A 16,273-nucleotide genomic window follows, 5' to 3' on the forward strand; every position below is an offset into this window, starting at 1 on the left:
GGCCGGCGGCCGCGCGATTGCGCTCGCGGCCGACCTGTCGAACGCGGCCGAGCGCGATGCACTCGTCGGGCGCGCGGCGCAAGCCGCCGGCGGCCTCGACATCCTCGTCAACAACGCGGGCGTGGCCGACTACGCGTGCGTCGACGCGATGCCGATGACGATGTTCGACACGACGATCGAACACTATCTGCGGATTCCGTTCGCGCTGGCGCAGGCCGCGATCCCGCTGATGCGCGCACGCGGCGCCGGCTGGATCGTGAACGTCGGCTCGGTGACGGCGCTGCCGCCGCTGCGGCCGTTCGACGATTTCTCGCGGGTGGGCGGCGCGACCGTCTATGCGGCGGTGAAGGCGGCGCTGTCGCGATTCACGCAGGGGCTCGCGGCCGAACTCGAAGCCGACGGCATCGCGGTGAATCTCGTCGCGCCGAGCACGGCGATCCGCACGCCGGGCGCCGCGCGCTACATCCCCGAAGGCTATCCGACCGAGGACGTCGCGTATCTCGCCGAAACCGCGCTCGCGCTGTGCCGCCTGCCGGCGCGCGAACGCACGGGCCTCGTCACGCACAGCCTGCATTTCCCGCTCGCGCAGCAGCTCGCGGTGCGTTCGCTGGACGGCCGCACGGCACTGCCGCCGCCGGTGATTCCCGCGTATGCGCATCCCCACATCGACCCGACAGGACTTTGATTGATATGACGAACTCGATTCGCTTCGACGGCGGCACCGCCGTGATCACCGGCGCGGCCAGCGGCATCGGCAGCGGGCTCGCGCGGCACGCCGCCGGGCTCGGCATGCGCGTCGTGCTGGCCGATCTCGACCCGGCGAAGCTCGACGCGTTCGCCGCGACGCTCGACACCGACGTGCTGTGCGTGCCGACCGACGTCAGCCGGCCGGAAGCCGTCGATGCACTGGCGGAAGCGGCTTGGCAGCGTTTCGGCGGCGTCGACCTGCTGTTCAACAACGCGGGCGTGATGGCAACCGGCTTCAGCTGGGAAATCACGCCGGAACGCTTCGAGCGCAGCTTCGCGATCAACGTGCACGGCGTGCTGAACGGCATCCGCAGCTTCGTGCCGCGGATGCTCGAGCGCAACGTGCCGGCGCGCGTCGTGAATACCGCGTCGGTCGGCGGATTCCTGCCGAGCCCACTGATGTCGCCTTACTCGGCGACGAAATTCGCGGTGGTCGCGCTGACGGAATCGCTGTACGGAGAACTGAAGATGTTGGGCGCGCCGGTCGGCGCGTCGTTGCTGGCGCCGGGCCCCGTGCACAGCAGCATCTTCAACGACCCGTTCGGCGATGCGCACGACCGGCCCGAGGTGCGCGGTTTCGTCGACACGATGCGCTCGATGCTGAACGCGCACGGACTCACGCCCGACGCGTTCGCCGCGCGGGTGTTCGACGGCATCCGTGAAGGGCGCTACTGGCTGATTCCGCAACCGGAGACGATCGACGGCGCGCTGCAGCGGCGCACCGACGACATCCTCGCTTCACGCGATCCGTCGCTGCCGTCGTTCTGAGGGCCGGGCGGGGCAGCCGCGCCCGGCGTGCGCCGTCACATGTGCGCGCCGGCGTGCGTGCGGCCGCTCGGGTCGCCGCCGCGATCGGGTGGCGTATTGTTCTGATCGATCTTCGCGAGCACGAAGCCGGTGTGCGGCAATGCGCCGGGCGAGCGGTGCGTCGCCGGTGCGATGGCGTCGTGCGGCGACGCGGCGGGGAAACCGGATGACGTCACGCCCGGTTGAGCGAACGCCGAAAGGGAAGCAGCCGCCAGGGCGGCGGCGACGATCGCGTGCGATTTCATGGTGGCTCCTTCACGACTGACTACGGGACAACGTAATCAGTCTAGGGCGCGAAACTTAACGCGACGTGAAGGATGCGTGCGGCGCGGATGACGAAGTATTCATGCGCGCCGCGGCGTTCATGCCGGCGCCGACACCAGCGCGCAGAAGTTCTCGAGATCGACGTTGCCGCCGCTGATCACCACGCCCACGCGCTTGCCTTGCAGCGCGTCCTTCATCCGTCGCACGGCGGCGAACGACAGGCAGCCGGTCGGCTCGACCACAATCTTCATACGAGTGGCGAAGAAGCGCATGCAGTCGACCAGTTCCGCGTCCGTCGCGGTCAGGATGTCGTCGACGTCGCGGCGGATGATCGGGAACGTCAGGTTGCCGAGGTGCTGCGTCTGCGCACCGTCGGCGATCGTGCGCGGCGTGTCGATATGCACGATCGCGCCGGAGCGGAACGATTGCTGGCCGTCGTTGCCGGCTTCCGGCTCGACGCCATACAGCGTCGCGTGCGGCGACAGCGCGCGCGTGGCGAGCGCGGTGCCCGACAGCAGCCCGCCGCCGCCGAGCGGCGCGAATACCGCGTCGAGCGGGCCGACTTCGTCGAACAGTTCCTTGGCCGCCGTACCCTGGCCGGCGATCACGTCCGGATGGTCGTAGGGCGGGATCAGCGTGAGCCCGTGCTGCGCCGCGAGATCGCGCCCGATCTGTTCGCGATCCTCGGTGTAGCGGTCGTAGGTCACGACCTTGCCGCCATAGCCGCGCGTCGCGGCCATCTTCGCGGCCGGCGCATCCTGCGGCATTACGATCGTCGCGGGAATGCCGAGCATGCGCGCCGACAGCGCGATCGCCTGCGCATGGTTGCCGGACGAGAATGCGACGACGCCATTGCGGCGCTGCTCCGCGTCGAAACGCGACAGCGCGTTGAACGCGCCGCGGAACTTGAACGCGCCCATGCGCTGCAGGTTCTCGCACTTGAAGAACACCTGCGCGCCGAGTGCTTCGTCGATCGTCCGCGACGTCATCACCGGCGTGCGGTGAGCATGGCCTTCGAGCCGGGCCGCGGCAGCGGCCACGTCGTCGTACGTGGGGAGAGTCGGAGAGTTCATGGGGTGCCCGGTGGTCGTAAGAATCGGTCAGCAGGAAAGCAGCGCGTGCCACGCGCTTGCGTCATTTCGCATCGTTGTAGACGGTCGCGCGCGAGACGCCGAGGTGCTGCGACACGATCTCCATCGCGCGGCGCACTTCGAGGAAACCGTCGGCCTTCAGCGTCTGCATCAGCTCGCGGCGCTGGTCGGTCTTCAGTTCGCGCGGCGTCGTCGCGAGGCGCATCGCGAATGCGTCGATGCGTTGCCGGATCGCATCCGCGCCGGCCGGGTCGAGCGTTTCCGCGACGGCTTCGCCGTCCGTGCTGCAGAACTGGTTCAGCATGCCCTGGAAGCCGCGGAACAGCGTGACGTCGGCATTCAGGCACAGCGCGGCCACATAGCGGCCGGTCGAATCCTTGATGCCGATCGACGTGCTTTTCGCGGTGCGGCCGTCGGCGAAGCGGTTCGGGTAGTTTGCGAGCACGGGCGGAAAATCGTCGTCCGCGATGCGGGCGAGGCCGAGCTCGGTCGCGGGATCGCCGACTGCGCGCCCCGACAGGTTGTTGTGGATCGCGAGGATCGCGTGCTTCGGCGTGCGCAGATCGTGAACCACGACCTCGGTGAACGGCGCGAACATCGCGCCGAGCCCTTCGGCAATGCGCTGCACCTGTTCGATCAGCGAGGCCTGCTCGGACAGCACAAGTTTCCGGGTGGTGGTCATGAGGGTTTCGCGGTCAGGTTTCGGATCGATGCGACGGCTTCGGGAAAGGGGCGGCCGGCGTGTTACTCGCCGTCCGCCGCTTCCGGCCGCGTGATGTCGGCGAGCAGCGGCTGCGCGATCCGCACATAGTCGGCCGCGTCGAGCACGACGGAGCGGTCGAGCCGGCCCGCGTTGAAAGCGATCTCGGTGTTGCGTTCGACCAGCGCGGGATCGACGACGAGCGTCACGCCGGGGTCGAACACGAACGGCGGCACCGCGCCCATCACGCAGCGCGTGACGGCGGCCGCGAGGTCGGGCGACGCGAGGGTGGCCTTGCGGCGGCCCACCGCATCGGCGACCTTGCGGAAATCGATCTTCAGGTGACCGGGAATCACCGCGAGCGCGGTGGTGTTGCCGCCATCCTTGAACGTGCACAGCATCGCCTTCGCGCCCTGTTCGGGGCGTGTGCCGCGCAGCGCGGCGATCGCGTCGGATTTCCCTTCGGCCGGATGCTCCAGCACGCGGAACCGCGCGCCGGACGTGTTCAGCAGATCGCAAAGCGTATCGAAAACGGGGTAGTCGCTCATGTCGCTCCGGGCAAGTGGGGCCGGGGAATCGGGGCGCGCTCGGATTCGAATGCTTCAGCGTGCCGGTCGATGGAATGTCCAATTATAGACGTTTTGTCACGAGCGTGGCAAAGGAGCCGGAGAGCGGGGCGTGGAGGGCGTTGCCGGCCGACAGGAGAGGGAATGATGCGCACCGTCGGGCGGGGGAATTGCCGGTGCTCGGTGGGTGGGGCGCCGCGGCTCGCCATGCGTGGGTCATAGCATAGCGAACTGCGAACTCAAGGCGTTGATGCTCGACGGTGGGCCTGCCGGCGACGGATGCGACGAGGCGGTACGGTGATCGCCACGTGAATGCGCCGCCGGCGTCACACCACCGGCTGCGACGGGAACGCGCCACCGCCTGCCGTTACTTCGTCAATCCTCGTTCCTCCCATCGGTCCCACGTCTTCAGCGCCTGACGGGCCACCCTGCCGAACAGAAACGACAGGGTGTCGCTCTTCATCGACATCGATTTCCTGTTCACGATCCAGAAGTCCGTCAACGTCGATTGCTTTCCGCTCAGCAGATCCGCGATCGTCCGGCCATTGAGGTGCGTCAGGGCGACGCCATGACCGAAACATCCGCCCGAGTAGATGATTCGTTCGTCGTCGATGAAACCGATCTCCGGCACCATGTCCATCGTCACCGAAACCGGGCCGCCCCATCGATAGTCGATGCGCGTGTTTCGCAGCTGCGGGTAGATCCATTTCAGGTGTTCCTCGCAATGCCGCCACGTTGCGGGGGCGGGAACTTCGTCCATCGCATCCGTCCGGTAGCTGATCGCGTCGCCGCCGCCCATGAGAATGCGGCCATCGGCCGTCGGCCTGAAATAGTGCAGCATCTGCCGGTTGTCCCCGAACGACTGTCGCGCCTTCCAGCCGATGCTTTCCCATTGCGCATCGCTCAAGGGCTCGGTGACGACCTGATACGTCCAGAGCGGATACTGGCGCGCTTTCAGCTTCGACGAGCCGGGAACCTCGCGAGAATAGGCATTCGTCGCCACGACGATCCGGTCGGCCTCGATCCGGCCGTGCGGCGTTGCGATGCGTATCGCCAGCGGGGTTCTTTCCAGGCTCGTGACAGGCGTCAGCTCGTAGATCGAGACTCCGCTCGACATCGCCAGCGCCTTCAGCGCCCGGACCTGCTTGCAGGGGTTGAGATACCCGGTGTCCGACTCGTAGATGCCGCCTGCGAAACGTTCCGAATGGAAGTCCTGCTGGAACTGGTGCGCGCTGCGCCACACCATGTCCGCGTCGATGCCCAGCTTCTGGAACAACTCGAGCGTCTTCTGCATGCGGCCCAATTGCTGCTTCGTGTAGCTCGCTCGGACCAGGCCGCCATGGCAGTAGTCGGACTGAAAGCCATGCTCCTCGATGAGGCTGCGGGTGTGCGCCACGGCGAGCTTCAGGTAGTGATGGGCATCGACCATCTTTTGCTTGCCCCAGCGCAGCAGGACCATTTCCGGCTCCAGGCCGAACATTTTCGTGCTGAACCCGGCGTTGCGGCCGCTGGCGCCGAATCCCACGATGGCGGCTTCCAGCACGACGACTCGCGCGTTGGGATTGTCCTTCTTGAATTGAAACGCGGTGTTCAGCCCGGTGAAGCCGCCCCCGATGATGGCGACATCGACCTTGAGATCGCCGGAAAGCGATGGATTGGGCGAATATTCTCCGTAGGCTTGCTGCCAGAACGACCTGGCCTGAAGCAGTGATGTTTGATCGAGTGCCATGGTGATGCTCACATGTGGGGAGGTCCGGTCGCCGCTCGACGAACGATGCAGGGGCGTAGCGGCAGATCTCACGGGTTGCAAAGGCTCACGCTTGTTGATGTTGGTGATTAATTTCGGTATGCAGAATTATGTGCTCGTGCCGCTGAATGAACGCATCGACACGGCTTGCCAGCACTGCGTCATCTCCGTCCAGCGAGCGCCTCATCATGTCGATCTGGAATTCCTCCTGATCGACCATGTAATTCAGAAAGGCGCGCGAATCGGAGGGGCCGATGTCGCGTAGGCGCCGCAACGTTTCGCAGTAGGCGATAGTCTGTGCGTACACGTACTTCAGGAGCGGATTCAGCACACACGTCGGGACTGAACCGATTACCCATGCCTTCGCCCGCGTGGCCAGACTGGGCGAATCATCCAGGCCCCAGCGCGTTGCCGCAGCGTGGTAGATCGGTGCATTGAACGCTTCCAGTTTCAGATAGGCTGCCCACAGTCGCTGACGAGGATCGCCGTCGAGGCGCCCCGCAAGTTTTCCAATAGCACGCAAGGCGAAGGCGCGGTTCTGGATCTCGTCATGAAATCCATCGGTAAATGCGTTGGTCGGCATCAAGAATTTCCGCTCGTGTATGGCCGGTGCCTGACCAGGAGAGCCTGCTCTTGGCCATGCCGGCACGTCGATCGATTCGATCAATAAAAAGTAATCCTAATGATTTAGGGATAACGTCCCTCAATGGTCGGATCAATGGGCTACGTACTCATTGGCTGGAAACGCCGTCCGTCCCGTGCTCGACAACGTTCGTGCCGCTTCCCGAAAGGCAAGCGATCCTCGTGAGCGCGTTTTGAGTGACGCCGGGCAATCTGCCCCGCATACCGTCGCCGGTGCGTACTGACGATAATATGTCACGTGACCTATTTGTGCAACATCAGCGATGAACGCGCAACGTGGATCACGGAACCCGGTTGCGGCCGTCCAGCCCAGCACCACGAGGCTGGAGGCGCGGTTCTCGGGTCATGAGGGGGGCGCTTGTCACTACATCGGACTGTTTCCCGGGGAAGGCTTGCGCAAGTGGAAGACAAGCGAGGATTTCCCAAGAAGACGAACCGGGAGCACGTCTTGAGTACGTTCGCCAATGGATATCGTCTCGTCTCTTCCGTTTCGAAACCTGCGTAGAATGTCGCCGTCAGGTTCGGCATCTCGGCTCCCACAGTGGAACCGACGCCTGGAAGCCGACGGTAAATGCGGGTCGGCCGACACGGCCCTATGTCGGAATCGATGCTTTTGCAAAATCCGGTCGACCAACCTATATTCCCGCTCCCGGTGTATCGAGCGGACCCGGCTTGCGTGGTGTGCGACCGGGCATGAGCGGCGCCGAAGCGTCATCAGTACCATCGCCCCGGGGCATGCGCACGGGGCAGCAGGAGGAATTCTTGAAGAGGGCGGCTCTCGATAACGGACGCGTCTTGACCGAACGCGGCAAGAACGCGGTGAACAAAATCATGGCCAGTGCGATCGAGATCTTCGTGGACGAAGGCTACGGTGGGCTGACCATGCGGAAGGTCGCGGCAAAGGCGGGATTGGCGCTGTCGAACCTGCAGCACTACTTTCCCACGCGCGAAGACATCTTCGAGGCCATCCTTGCCGTGACGAGGGAGGCGTACGCCAATACGTACGACAGCGTGCGCGCGGATGCGTCGCTGACACCCGAGGGCCGCCTGGAAAAAGTGGTCCGACTGTTGCTCGAAGACGGAAAGCAGCCCAAGACCCAAAGCCTGTTCGTGAACTTCTGGGCACTGGCCCAGACCCAGGAGTTCGCGCGAAAAATGCTCGAAGAGGGGTACGGATTTCAGCGGAGCGTGATCGCGGGATTCATCGAAGCCGTGAACCCGGCGCTGTCACCGGCAGTGCTTACCCGGCGGGCTGCACTGGTGACGGCGCAGATCGAGGGGCTCATCGTGTTGATACCGCAAAGGAATCGGTTCCCGTCGGATATCAAGGGAATCGAGGACGATGTGGTGATGGCCGTTCTGGCTTTGGCCAAGGCGCCGTGAGCGGTCTACTGGCTTACATGCCGGTCGGAGATGTTTGTCGACACGGGGTGAATCCATGCCTGACGGTTGCGATCGAAATACATTAGCCTGCTGAGAGGGGCTGCCCGAAGGACTGCACGATGAGAAGACAGACCGCGGCGTTAGCCGTGATGGCGCTGCTGAGTGGTTGCAATTCCTATACCGCTGTATCGACCCATCCCCTTTCCGGTTGCGTATCCGGTTCGACCAGCCTTTCCTGTGCGATGCCTTCGGCGGTAACGACATATGGAATAGGTGGTCCGTCGACAGTGCCGCCCGCGTCAGCGGCTGAACGTCAATATGAAGCGGCCGCCGAAGGGTACAAACGGATCAATGCGCGGGTCGGCGCGTGGCAAAAGGCGTGTGCAGCCGCCATGTCGACACCGGAGTTGTCTTCGATCCGCGACAAGATCGAAATTTTTCACGATGCGTCGACACCCGCGCCATACACGTATGCAGCGATTGATGCGTTTCCGACACGTGCCGACTTGCCGCTGATCACGAAATGGATCGAACTTCGTGATGCGTGTATCAAGCAGGAGCATGAAATCGACCTGACGTCGCCGGAGCTGACGCCGATGGCGCAATCGATTGTATTGCAGAGAGCGGAGTTCATCGGCATCGCCGAGGCGAAGATCCGCCGGCTTGCTGTCAGTCTCTCGCAACGGAAGCTGACATACGGCGAATTTGCCCAGCGTCGCTACCAGATCAATAGCGCGACCGAAAACGCGACGAGCGAATTCGCCATGACGTCGAGTTTTCGGGATTCGGGCAGCCAATTGCTTGAACAGCGTCGAATCAAGAATCGGTTTTCAGCGAAGGTCGACGGGTTCGAGCGCTACCTGCGTGCCGTCGACGCACGTCTGCCGGAGACGGTTCGTCTGGCGTCGGTAACGGCAATCGGATCGCGTGCCGCCGAGCAAGCGTGCGGTACGAATTGCTCATCGGAGCCCATGTCGGAAGGATATCTATTCAAGCAGTTGCGCCACGGGTTCACTGTCTCCTCCGGAGGGCTCGGGGGAACGACGGTGAAGCTGGTTGATTTCGATATCGGCATGTTATCCGTAATCGATCTTGAGTTGAAATCGGTCGACGGCAAAGTGCGTTCCACGATTACTCGTCGCTCTGACATCGTGCTTGCGACAGGCGAGCTCGAGAAGCTGCAGGCAATAGCAAACATGATCTGGATATCTTTCGGTCCCGTTCCGACAGCCCGGGTGGGGCTGGGTGCCTTCTGGGAAATGAGCGTGGTCAATGGCAAAGTCGTCAGATCCGAGCGCGGGATGGGCAACGTGGGCGGGGCGGGGCGAGACATCAATGCAGTATTGCAGGGCATCGAGGAAAGACAACTCGCGCATTTCCTGTTCGAGAACAGGCGCATGTATCAAGTGTGGTCATGCTACGACTATCCGTCGGCCGGGCACGCTGGCGTGCCCGGTTCGTATATTCGAACGTCAGGATACGGTTGGTCGGATCCGGATGACGTACCTCCGGTCTTTCCGATCCCATCAACCGATCCATTGCAATTTCGCTTCGACGTTAAAAGAATTCAATGGACATGCGCCGATTGAACCGTCGAGGTCCTATTGAAGGCCAACGAGAGGAGATGTGCGTGTCCGGCTGTCAGCGTGCAGGACGTCGTTGCTATCCTTGAAGCCGGTTGGAAAATATCTCTACCAGGAGTGCACGAGCAATGTTGATCGGCTCGCAGGAGAAGTGCGGAGGGGCATCATCGGCGGAGCGGCAATGCTCGGGCAAGAGTAAAGGTATGAAAAGCCACTTCTACGCACAGACGGTGCTGTCGCTCATACTCGCGCTTGTTGCGCATTGCACGTTTGCCGCGAACGACGTGAGCGACGAGGCCCAGCAGCAAGCCGCGTTGCGTACCCTGATGGGCAAGGATCCCGCGCCGGCGGATAGCGTCAAGAGTGTCGCGCTGTCGCCATGGGCGCACGGACCATCGGCTTCAGGGGCGCTGTGGGTCGTGTCGGCATTGGTCCAGCGCTCGACCGAGAACGTCGACGCGGAGTTGTGGACGGGTGTCCTGACCCGTGACGAGCAGGGGTTCCGCCTGCTCGCAAGCGATCGAAGCGAGCGCGTCGATACGTCGCCGATGTTGTGGAGTGCATCCCTGACCATGGACGTGATTCCCTACCGGATCAGTGCACAGGAAACCGCCTTTGGCGTTCGCTTCAACAATAACTACACATCGACTTCTCATAGCGATTCGACCGAGATACTGAGCCTGTATCGCTATGCCGATGCGCGCGTGACGCCTATCTTCACCGCAACGACGGATTGGTGGACCTATGACAAGGACGCGGCTGCGGCGTGTGTTGCGGAGAAGGCCGGAAAAGGCAAAGGTCCGGACGACGCACGGCAGGATGCGTGTGATGCGGAAAACACGGAGGAGGTTCATTACGTGCTGTCGTTTAGCCCTCGTATGACCAACGGGCACTACGACCTCCTTGTCCGTCCGAAAGGCAAAGCCGCGTCGGGCAAGTCCGCGCGGTTTACCTGGAATGAGAGGACTTATCAGCCGCGGCGCTTCGCTGGCGGCTGGCGCTGAAATTCGGATGTGCGTGGGTGGCAGCGTGTCGACGCGGCTGCTCCCATCGTTGAACCACGTCGACGGTCTCATGCGCGATCGGAACGGTTGTTTGTGGCACTTCACCAGGGAGGTTTTTTGCAGAACATGCAGACGGAAATCGAAGCGCCGGGCCCGGCCGGCGCGCTGAAAGGCACGCTGTTGTCCCCGGACGCTGTCGACGCCCCAGTGGTGCTGATCGTGCCGGGCTCGGGCGCGACCGACAGAAATGGCAACGCGCCGAGCTGGCTTCAGGCGTCGACGTACCGGTTGCTTGCGGAAGGATTGTGCGAAGAAGGCATTGCGTCGGTACGAATCGACAAGCGCGGCATGTACGGCAGCGCGCCGGCGATACCGGATGCCAATGATGTTGTGATCGAGGACTACGCGGCGGACGTCCATTCGTGGGCAGCCGCCATCCGCGCGCGGACGGGGGCTTCCAGCGTATGGGTGTTGGGGCACAGCGAAGGCGGTTTGGTGGCGTTGCTGGCAGCGCGGCAATCGGCCGACATCGCCGGCCTGATCCTGGTTTCCACGGCGGGGCGCCCGCTCGGGCCCGTATTGAGGCAGCAACTGCAATCGAACCCTGCAAATGCCCCGTTCCTGGAAAATGCAATGTCGATACTCGATTCGCTGGAAGCAGGGGATCGGGTAGACGCAGCCAGGATCGATCCAGTCCTCATGCAGTTGTTCAGGCCGCAAGTTCAGCGCTTCCTGATGAGCGAATTGACTGTCGATCCGGCAGCGCTGCTGGCCGGCTATATGAAGCCCGTGCTCATCGTGCAGGGAACGCGGGATATTCAGGTTGACGTGCAGGACGCGGAACTTCTGAAGCAGGCCAATCCGCGGGCCGAAATGGTGCTGATTGCCGACGCCAATCACGTGCTCAAGACCGTCCGCACACCGGATATGCAAGAAAACATCGCCGCTTATTCGAACCCCGATCTGCCGCTGGCGGAGGGTGTCGCGACGGCAATTTCGGCGTTCGTGCACGCATCGACAGCGAGTCGGCGCTAGTTTCGGAGGAAGCCGGTTCGTCCGCCGCCGGGGCCTTTAAATGGGCGGGTAACTGCCAGATGACGTTGTGCGCCTGTTGTCGGGAAGGAGGTGGCCGCTTCAACCCGTTTCGGCCGAACGCATCGGGCAGGAGTTGGCCACTTTCCGTCGTTCGACAACCCTGCTCGAATCACCGACAATCGACGCGTTGACGCCGGATGCCGAGATGCCAAATGATCTGAACCAGGCAGCCTATTGGGTTGCGTTCATTCTTGGACATTGCCCATTTCCTAATCGAGATGCGCTTGCAGCGCAGTTCTCGAACGCGGAGATAGTCAGGCTCTGTGAATGTGGATGCAACAGTTTCAGCCTGACGCTGGCCGCGCCCGATAAAGTTCCTCCCATAGCCGTTGCTTCGAGTGGACAGCCTTATCGCATGGTGTTTGAAGCGGACTTCCGCGATCGAGCGGAACCGGAGGGTTGGGGATCGATCGAGATTCTGTTCTTTGCCGACGAGTCCGGTCATCTGGCCGATATCGAAATCGACTATTGCGGAAACGGCATGCCCATCCCCAAAAATCTGAATCTGGAACCCACGCCTTATAACGTTTTCGTCAGCGAATCGCTCATTTAGACTTGATTCGGAATGGCGTATTCCGTCTGGACGGTGAATGACCGCTATCGAGCGGCCCGAGTTGGCACGCAGTCTGAATTGCACTGCTCGAAGCTCGCTAATCGGCCAGTTTGCGACAGTCGGTGCCCACGTCCAAATTGCAGACGATCTGTGTCGGGAACAGATGACCGAGTGGGGAGGGCTTTATCGAATTTTTCCTAAACGCCCTTGATCACTTTCGTTGGATTTCCTGAAGCAGGCTCGCCAGGGCACTGACCTTGGGCTGCTGGGTGTCTTTGCGCCAGATCAGCAGCGTGCGGACACTACTGTATTTGCCTTTCAGGTCATGCACCGAAAGCTTGGTTCGTTCGGTATAAGTATCGAGGACTGCAGCGGGAATCAGCGCAACTCCCATACCTGCAACGCAGCAGCCCAGAATGGCGTGATAGGAACCAACCTCGACGATTCGTCGAGGGGCAACATTGTCCAGCGCGCACCATGCCTCCAACCGCTGACGGTGAGGACAGTCCGGTTCAAAAGCCAGCAGCGTACCTGTTTGCAAATCGCGAGCCGACCGGATCGACGGATGATCTTTGGGCCCGATAATCACCAGCTCTTCGACATAGGCGAGCGTGCTCTCCAGCCGCATATCGGAAACCGGCTCGGCGACCAGCGCAGCGTCCAGTTCACCTGCAATGACGCGCGCGGTCAAAGGCCGAGGCGCACCAGTTCGCAGTTCCACTGACAGATCTGGATAGCGCTCATGCATGAGGCCGAGTAATGAGGGAAGGCGGATGGCGGCAGTGCTTTCCATGGCCCCAAGGTTGAGTACGCCGCGAGGATTATCGTCGTGCACCGCACCACGCGCCTCTTCGGCAAGCGCCAGCAAGCGGGTCGCGTAGTCGAGCAGCACCTTGCCCTGCGGTGATATTGCCTTCGCGTATGAACAGCGATACGTCCAGATCGCGTTCGAGTTGCTGAATGCGCGTAGTGATATTCGATGGCACCCGATGCAGCAATGCTGCCGCGCGAGTGATGCCGCCTGTGAGGGCGACAGCCTGGAATACACGCAGATCAGTCAGGTTCATTTTCGTGAAATGAGAAAATTATGTTCATCTTTATTCATTTTACATGAACGATTGCCGTCTCTAGACTTCGCCATGCCAGCTGCAATGTCGCACGCGTGGCCTTGTGAAGGAATCGAAAATGATCGTGACTGTCTTCAGGTCCAGGCTGAACCCTGACGCTCAAAACGAGTACAAACAGTGGGCTTCCCGAATGAGTACCCTGGCTGCCGGCATGCCAGGGTATATCTCGCACAAGGGCTTTGTTGCCGAGGACGGCGAACGCGTGACCATCGTGGAGTTCGAATCCGAAGAGGGAATGCACGCCTGGGCAACACACCCCGATCACGTCGCTGCAAAGAAGAAGGGGCGTAGCGTGTTCTTTACTGAATTCAGAGTGCAGGTCTGCAACGTAGTGCGCGACACGGCAGACCATTGGTCGTGCGCTACAGCGTCACGACCGATACTGTGATGTGAAGCCACATACAGCGCGTCTCTGAATGTCCGTTCTGGCGGGCTGCGAAGGTCCGTTGAGGGGGGCACAAGCGGACACTGAAGTTGTCGGGAGGCAACCCGCGGCTCAGGGTCGACCACGATCGACGGAATCGGATGGAAGATTAATCAGGTCAACGCACCGGAAAACGAACCATGACAAACCTGATTCGATTCCGCGTTCGACCGGTATTTCACGTCGTCGATCGTCTGATCGACGTACTTGAAGACTATCGCGCAGTGGATTTTCCGAATGAGTGAGTGGAAGGGATCCGGACAAGCCTGCGCAACGATGTCGAACGACTGCGCCTGATGGCCGGCAGGGCTTGCTCCGGGTTGATCGACACCAACCACTGATATTCGCAAAGCGGAAAAGGACAAGCCGACGACACGCACAAGCGCTCCGCCGGCCCGCAATGGAACACAACAATGGATCTGGGGGAGGCGATCGCACCACGCGGTCGCCCGACCTCACCCCCGCACAGCCTTCACCACATACTGACTCGTCGGCACCACATCGATCTTGTCGAAATCGATGAAGCGCCCGCAGCTGTCCATCATCTCCGCCACATTCCGCTGGAATTTCTCGTCATCACCGACTGCGTCGAAGAACGCATGCGGATCGGTCATCGCGGCCGCGGGGAAGCACTCCTCGACGATCGCGTCGTACCCCGGCGCCGCATGCGTGAGCGCGCGCACGACGACGTTCTGCACGTACAGGAAATTGTCCTGCGTATCGATCGCGACGCGCGTGTGATGCCCGTGCCACACGTCCAGCCATGCTTCGTGCGTCAGCCGCGGCGGCCGCTTCAGGAAAGCGAGCTGCGAAAAACCCGTCGTGCGCTCACCGGGCCGCGCCGGAAAGCGCGTATTCGGAATCGGCTGCGACTCGGTGACGAGATACGCGGCCATGTGCGGGACCACACCGCGCACCGCGTCGTCGAACGGCTGGCGGAACATCGCGTTCGCGCTATCGAGCCACACCGCGACGATCCCGTCGATGCCCGGGTGTGTGTTGGTCTGTTTCAGACCGGCGGCCGGCGCGACATCCGCATCGGCGACGTTCACCTGCACGCCGTGCGCACCGAGCGACAGCAGCTTGTCGGCGAACTGCGCGCGCACCGTACGGCTCCACTGATCGGGCGCGACCTGCGCGTCGCGCCACAACACGTAAATGACTTTCTCCATTGCTCCGGCTCCAGAGGGAATGACGGGATCGGCGGCGGCGCCGCCGGGGTTCAGGAAGCGGTTTCCGGCGATCCGGCGGTCTGGTGCGCGCCCGGCGCGAACCGGTTCGCGGTCAGCGAGAACGACGGCGGGATCGGCGACGTGACGGTTTCGAACAGACGCTCGTGACGCGTCGCGTGAATGCGCCATACGCCATCGCGTTTCACGTACTGGTCGTCGTAGAACGCGGTGCCGTGCATCAGGTAGTTATCCTCAAGATTGATCGCGTGATCCTCGAGAAACCACACGCCGCACGCGTGATCGGCCGAGACCAGCGTGAGCTCCGGATGATGGCCGTGATGCATCGTCAGGAAAGTCGGTTTGCCGATCAGCGCGCGCAGGCTCGACACGAACGCGTCGCGGCCGTCGTACGCATAGCGGCCGCCGTACAGCCGCGCCTCGCAGTCTTCGGTCAGGCAGTCGGCGAGCAGCGCCCAGTCGTGCGTGTCGACCGCGCGGAAATACCGGTACTTCAACTGTCGGATCTGCTCGTATTCATGGAGCGTGCGGGTCGTGTCGTCCATCGCCGGGTCTCGTGGTGGTGTCGTTCGATGGTAGGAACGAAGCCGCCTGCATCACATCGTCTGTTCGGACGAATGCGGCGCACACATGCGGTCGGCGCCGCCGAAGCGAATCACGGGTTTCATCCGAACGGGTGATGGCCGATGCATCGCGCGGCGGTAACGTGGCATCGACGCGGCCTTCGAACCGCGCCGGCACCGAACAAGGAGACAGGATGACCCTCATCGAATCGCTGGAAGCGCGCGTGCGCCGGCTCGAGGACGCCGACGCAATCCGCCGGCTGAAGGCGCGCTATTTCACATGCTGCGACCGCAAGGATCCGCAAGGGATGCGCGACTGCTTCGCGCCGGGCCCGGTGCAGATCGACTACGGCCGGATCGGCACGTTCGACACACGCGACGCGCTCGTCGACGTCTTCGCGCGACTCGGCTGCCATCCGCACATCGTCGAGATGCACCACGGCGTGAATCCCGAGATCGAGGTGCTCGACGCTACGCATGCACGCGGCACGTGGGGCCTGCACTACCAGATGATCGACACGAACGCGCGCACGCTCACGCAGCTCGGCGCGTACTACGACGACGAATACCGGAAGGTCGACGGCGAATGGAAGATCGCGGGCACGCGCTGCGTCGTCACGTCGACGCTGTCGGCCCGCTACGAAGGCGATGCGCCGGGCGTGCTGTTCGCCGGCGCGCAGCCGCCGGCCGCCTGACGCACGCCAGCGCCACGCATGGGGCGCACAGTCCACAGGAGACAGCGAACATGACACAGAACCACGATGCGCCGGTAGCCGTCGTGACGGGC

General features: G+C 62.6%; 20 protein-coding genes. 9 read left to right on the plus strand and 11 right to left on the minus strand.

Annotated elements, in window-relative coordinates; translation table 11 throughout:
* Together G3N93_RS18610 and G3N93_RS18615 are read left to right on the plus strand one after the other, a co-directional pair.
* Window positions 1-685, plus strand: a 685-nt coding sequence (locus tag G3N93_RS18610) for an SDR family NAD(P)-dependent oxidoreductase (protein ID WP_206133676.1), incomplete at its 5' end; no start/stop codon positions are given.
* 5 nt (window positions 686-690) lie between these two features.
* Window positions 691-1,515: an SDR family NAD(P)-dependent oxidoreductase gene (locus G3N93_RS18615; RefSeq protein ID WP_174940910.1), complete on the plus strand. Its 825-nt coding sequence runs from the start codon at window positions 691-693 to the stop codon at window positions 1,513-1,515.
* A gap of 35 nt (window positions 1,516-1,550) precedes the next feature.
* Here the strand turns inward: G3N93_RS18615 and G3N93_RS18620 are convergent, their stop codons facing one another.
* The 6 genes from G3N93_RS18620 to G3N93_RS18645 all read right to left on the minus strand — a co-directional run bounded on the left by G3N93_RS18620 (window position 1,551) and on the right by G3N93_RS18645 (window position 6,589).
* Window positions 1,551-1,799, minus strand: a complete 249-nt coding sequence (locus G3N93_RS18620) for a hypothetical protein (RefSeq protein WP_206133677.1) — start codon at window positions 1,797-1,799, stop codon at window positions 1,551-1,553.
* Window positions 1,800-1,916: 117 nt separating this feature from the next.
* Complete coding sequence (locus tag G3N93_RS18625; protein ID WP_174940913.1) at window positions 1,917-2,891, minus strand: threo-3-hydroxy-L-aspartate ammonia-lyase; 975 nt, start codon at window positions 2,889-2,891, stop codon at window positions 1,917-1,919.
* A 61-nt stretch (window positions 2,892-2,952) separates the two neighbouring features.
* Window positions 2,953-3,591: a transcriptional regulator gene (locus tag G3N93_RS18630; RefSeq protein WP_011355097.1), complete on the minus strand. Its 639-nt coding sequence runs from the start codon at window positions 3,589-3,591 to the stop codon at window positions 2,953-2,955.
* A 62-nt stretch (window positions 3,592-3,653) separates the two neighbouring features.
* Complete coding sequence (locus tag G3N93_RS18635; protein ID WP_206133678.1) at window positions 3,654-4,157, minus strand: YbaK/prolyl-tRNA synthetase associated domain-containing protein; 504 nt, start codon at window positions 4,155-4,157, stop codon at window positions 3,654-3,656.
* Window positions 4,158-4,542: 385 nt separating this feature from the next.
* Window positions 4,543-5,904: an FAD-binding oxidoreductase gene (locus G3N93_RS18640; protein ID WP_206133679.1), complete on the minus strand. Its 1,362-nt coding sequence runs from the start codon at window positions 5,902-5,904 to the stop codon at window positions 4,543-4,545.
* Between the two features lie 85 nt (window positions 5,905-5,989).
* The gene (locus G3N93_RS18645) at window positions 5,990-6,589 is read right to left on the minus strand and encodes a hypothetical protein (RefSeq protein WP_206133680.1); all 600 of its coding nucleotides are present in this window, start codon (window positions 6,587-6,589) and stop codon (window positions 5,990-5,992) included.
* Window positions 6,590-7,359: 770 nt separating this feature from the next.
* Here G3N93_RS18645 and G3N93_RS18650 point away from each other — a divergent pair.
* The 5 genes from G3N93_RS18650 (at window position 7,360) to G3N93_RS18670 (ending at window position 12,182) form a co-directional block, all read left to right on the plus strand.
* Window positions 7,360-7,947, plus strand: coding sequence for a TetR/AcrR family transcriptional regulator (locus G3N93_RS18650; protein WP_174947523.1), 588 nt, complete (start codon window positions 7,360-7,362; stop codon window positions 7,945-7,947).
* Window positions 7,948-8,066: 119 nt separating this feature from the next.
* The gene (locus G3N93_RS18655) at window positions 8,067-9,536 is read left to right on the plus strand and encodes a hypothetical protein (RefSeq protein ID WP_206133681.1); all 1,470 of its coding nucleotides are present in this window, start codon (window positions 8,067-8,069) and stop codon (window positions 9,534-9,536) included.
* Between the two features lie 122 nt (window positions 9,537-9,658).
* A complete protein-coding gene (locus G3N93_RS18660; protein ID WP_206133682.1) occupies window positions 9,659-10,534 on the plus strand; it encodes a hypothetical protein in 876 nt (291 codons plus the stop codon).
* Between the two features lie 126 nt (window positions 10,535-10,660).
* A complete protein-coding gene (locus G3N93_RS18665) occupies window positions 10,661-11,569 on the plus strand; it encodes an alpha/beta hydrolase (protein ID WP_206133685.1) in 909 nt (302 codons plus the stop codon).
* A gap of 67 nt (window positions 11,570-11,636) precedes the next feature.
* Window positions 11,637-12,182: a hypothetical protein gene (locus tag G3N93_RS18670; RefSeq protein ID WP_174986985.1), complete on the plus strand. Its 546-nt coding sequence runs from the start codon at window positions 11,637-11,639 to the stop codon at window positions 12,180-12,182.
* 211 nt (window positions 12,183-12,393) lie between these two features.
* On the opposite strand, the gene G3N93_RS18675 is transcribed toward G3N93_RS18670, so the two are convergent.
* Both G3N93_RS18675 and G3N93_RS41600 read right to left on the minus strand, forming a co-directional pair.
* Window positions 12,394-13,074 carry a LysR substrate-binding domain-containing protein gene (locus tag G3N93_RS18675; protein WP_307873418.1) on the minus strand — a complete coding sequence of 227 codons (681 nt, stop codon included), beginning with the start codon at window positions 13,072-13,074 and terminating at the stop codon, window positions 12,394-12,396.
* Entirely contained in the window at window positions 13,004-13,249 is a 246-nt protein-coding gene (locus tag G3N93_RS41600; RefSeq protein ID WP_241026592.1) for a LysR family transcriptional regulator, read from the minus strand. Before G3N93_RS41600 ends, G3N93_RS18675 begins: the two co-directional genes overlap by 71 nt.
* Window positions 13,250-13,367: 118 nt before the next feature.
* On the opposite strand from G3N93_RS41600, the gene G3N93_RS18680 reads away from it, so the two are divergent.
* A complete protein-coding gene (locus tag G3N93_RS18680) occupies window positions 13,368-13,697 on the plus strand; it encodes an antibiotic biosynthesis monooxygenase (RefSeq protein WP_174987002.1) in 330 nt (109 codons plus the stop codon).
* Between the two features lie 149 nt (window positions 13,698-13,846).
* Here the strand turns inward: G3N93_RS18680 and G3N93_RS18685 are convergent, their stop codons facing one another.
* The 3 genes from G3N93_RS18685 to G3N93_RS18695 all read right to left on the minus strand — a co-directional run bounded on the left by G3N93_RS18685 (window position 13,847) and on the right by G3N93_RS18695 (window position 15,468).
* Window positions 13,847-14,113 carry a hypothetical protein gene (locus G3N93_RS18685; protein WP_174987000.1) on the minus strand — a complete coding sequence of 89 codons (267 nt, stop codon included), beginning with the start codon at window positions 14,111-14,113 and terminating at the stop codon, window positions 13,847-13,849.
* A gap of 75 nt (window positions 14,114-14,188) precedes the next feature.
* Window positions 14,189-14,905 (minus strand): EthD domain-containing protein, encoded by a 717-nt coding sequence (locus tag G3N93_RS18690; RefSeq protein ID WP_206133683.1) that lies wholly within the window; start codon window positions 14,903-14,905, stop codon window positions 14,189-14,191.
* 50 nt (window positions 14,906-14,955) lie between these two features.
* Window positions 14,956-15,468, minus strand: a complete 513-nt coding sequence (locus G3N93_RS18695; protein ID WP_206133684.1) for a nuclear transport factor 2 family protein — start codon at window positions 15,466-15,468, stop codon at window positions 14,956-14,958.
* A 212-nt stretch (window positions 15,469-15,680) separates the two neighbouring features.
* On the opposite strand from G3N93_RS18695, the gene G3N93_RS18700 reads away from it, so the two are divergent.
* The gene (locus tag G3N93_RS18700) at window positions 15,681-16,181 is read left to right on the plus strand and encodes a nuclear transport factor 2 family protein (RefSeq protein WP_206122792.1); all 501 of its coding nucleotides are present in this window, start codon (window positions 15,681-15,683) and stop codon (window positions 16,179-16,181) included.
* Window positions 16,182-16,273 lie beyond the last annotated feature (92 nt).

The organism is Burkholderia sp. Se-20378, assembly GCF_017104665.1.
GTDB classification, from domain to species: Bacteria; Pseudomonadota; Gammaproteobacteria; order Burkholderiales; family Burkholderiaceae; genus Burkholderia; species Burkholderia lata.

Bases quoted from the DNA above. Each gene is read 5' to 3' on its own strand.
- G3N93_RS18615 (WP_174940910.1), top strand. From the start codon at position 691: ATGACGAACTCGATTCGCTTCGACGGCGGCACCGCCGTGATCACCGGC.
- G3N93_RS18620 (WP_206133677.1), bottom strand. From the start codon at position 1,799: ATGAAATCGCACGCGATCGTCGCCGCCGCCCTGGCGGCTGCTTCCCTT.
- G3N93_RS18625 (WP_174940913.1), bottom strand. From the start codon at position 2,891: ATGAACTCTCCGACTCTCCCCACGTACGACGACGTGGCCGCTGCCGCG.
- G3N93_RS18630 (WP_011355097.1), bottom strand. From the start codon at position 3,591: ATGACCACCACCCGGAAACTTGTGCTGTCCGAGCAGGCCTCGCTGATC.
- G3N93_RS18635 (WP_206133678.1), bottom strand. From the start codon at position 4,157: ATGAGCGACTACCCCGTTTTCGATACGCTTTGCGATCTGCTGAACACG.
- G3N93_RS18640 (WP_206133679.1), bottom strand. From the start codon at position 5,904: ATGGCACTCGATCAAACATCACTGCTTCAGGCCAGGTCGTTCTGGCAG.
- G3N93_RS18655 (WP_206133681.1), top strand. From the start codon at position 8,067: ATGAGAAGACAGACCGCGGCGTTAGCCGTGATGGCGCTGCTGAGTGGT.
- G3N93_RS18660 (WP_206133682.1), top strand. From the start codon at position 9,659: ATGTTGATCGGCTCGCAGGAGAAGTGCGGAGGGGCATCATCGGCGGAG.
- G3N93_RS18665 (WP_206133685.1), top strand. From the start codon at position 10,661: ATGCAGACGGAAATCGAAGCGCCGGGCCCGGCCGGCGCGCTGAAAGGC.
- G3N93_RS41600 (WP_241026592.1), bottom strand. From the start codon at position 13,249: ATGAACCTGACTGATCTGCGTGTATTCCAGGCTGTCGCCCTCACAGGC.
- G3N93_RS18680 (WP_174987002.1), top strand. From the start codon at position 13,368: ATGATCGTGACTGTCTTCAGGTCCAGGCTGAACCCTGACGCTCAAAAC.
- G3N93_RS18690 (WP_206133683.1), bottom strand. From the start codon at position 14,905: ATGGAGAAAGTCATTTACGTGTTGTGGCGCGACGCGCAGGTCGCGCCC.
- G3N93_RS18695 (WP_206133684.1), bottom strand. From the start codon at position 15,468: ATGGACGACACGACCCGCACGCTCCATGAATACGAGCAGATCCGACAG.
- G3N93_RS18700 (WP_206122792.1), top strand. From the start codon at position 15,681: ATGACCCTCATCGAATCGCTGGAAGCGCGCGTGCGCCGGCTCGAGGAC.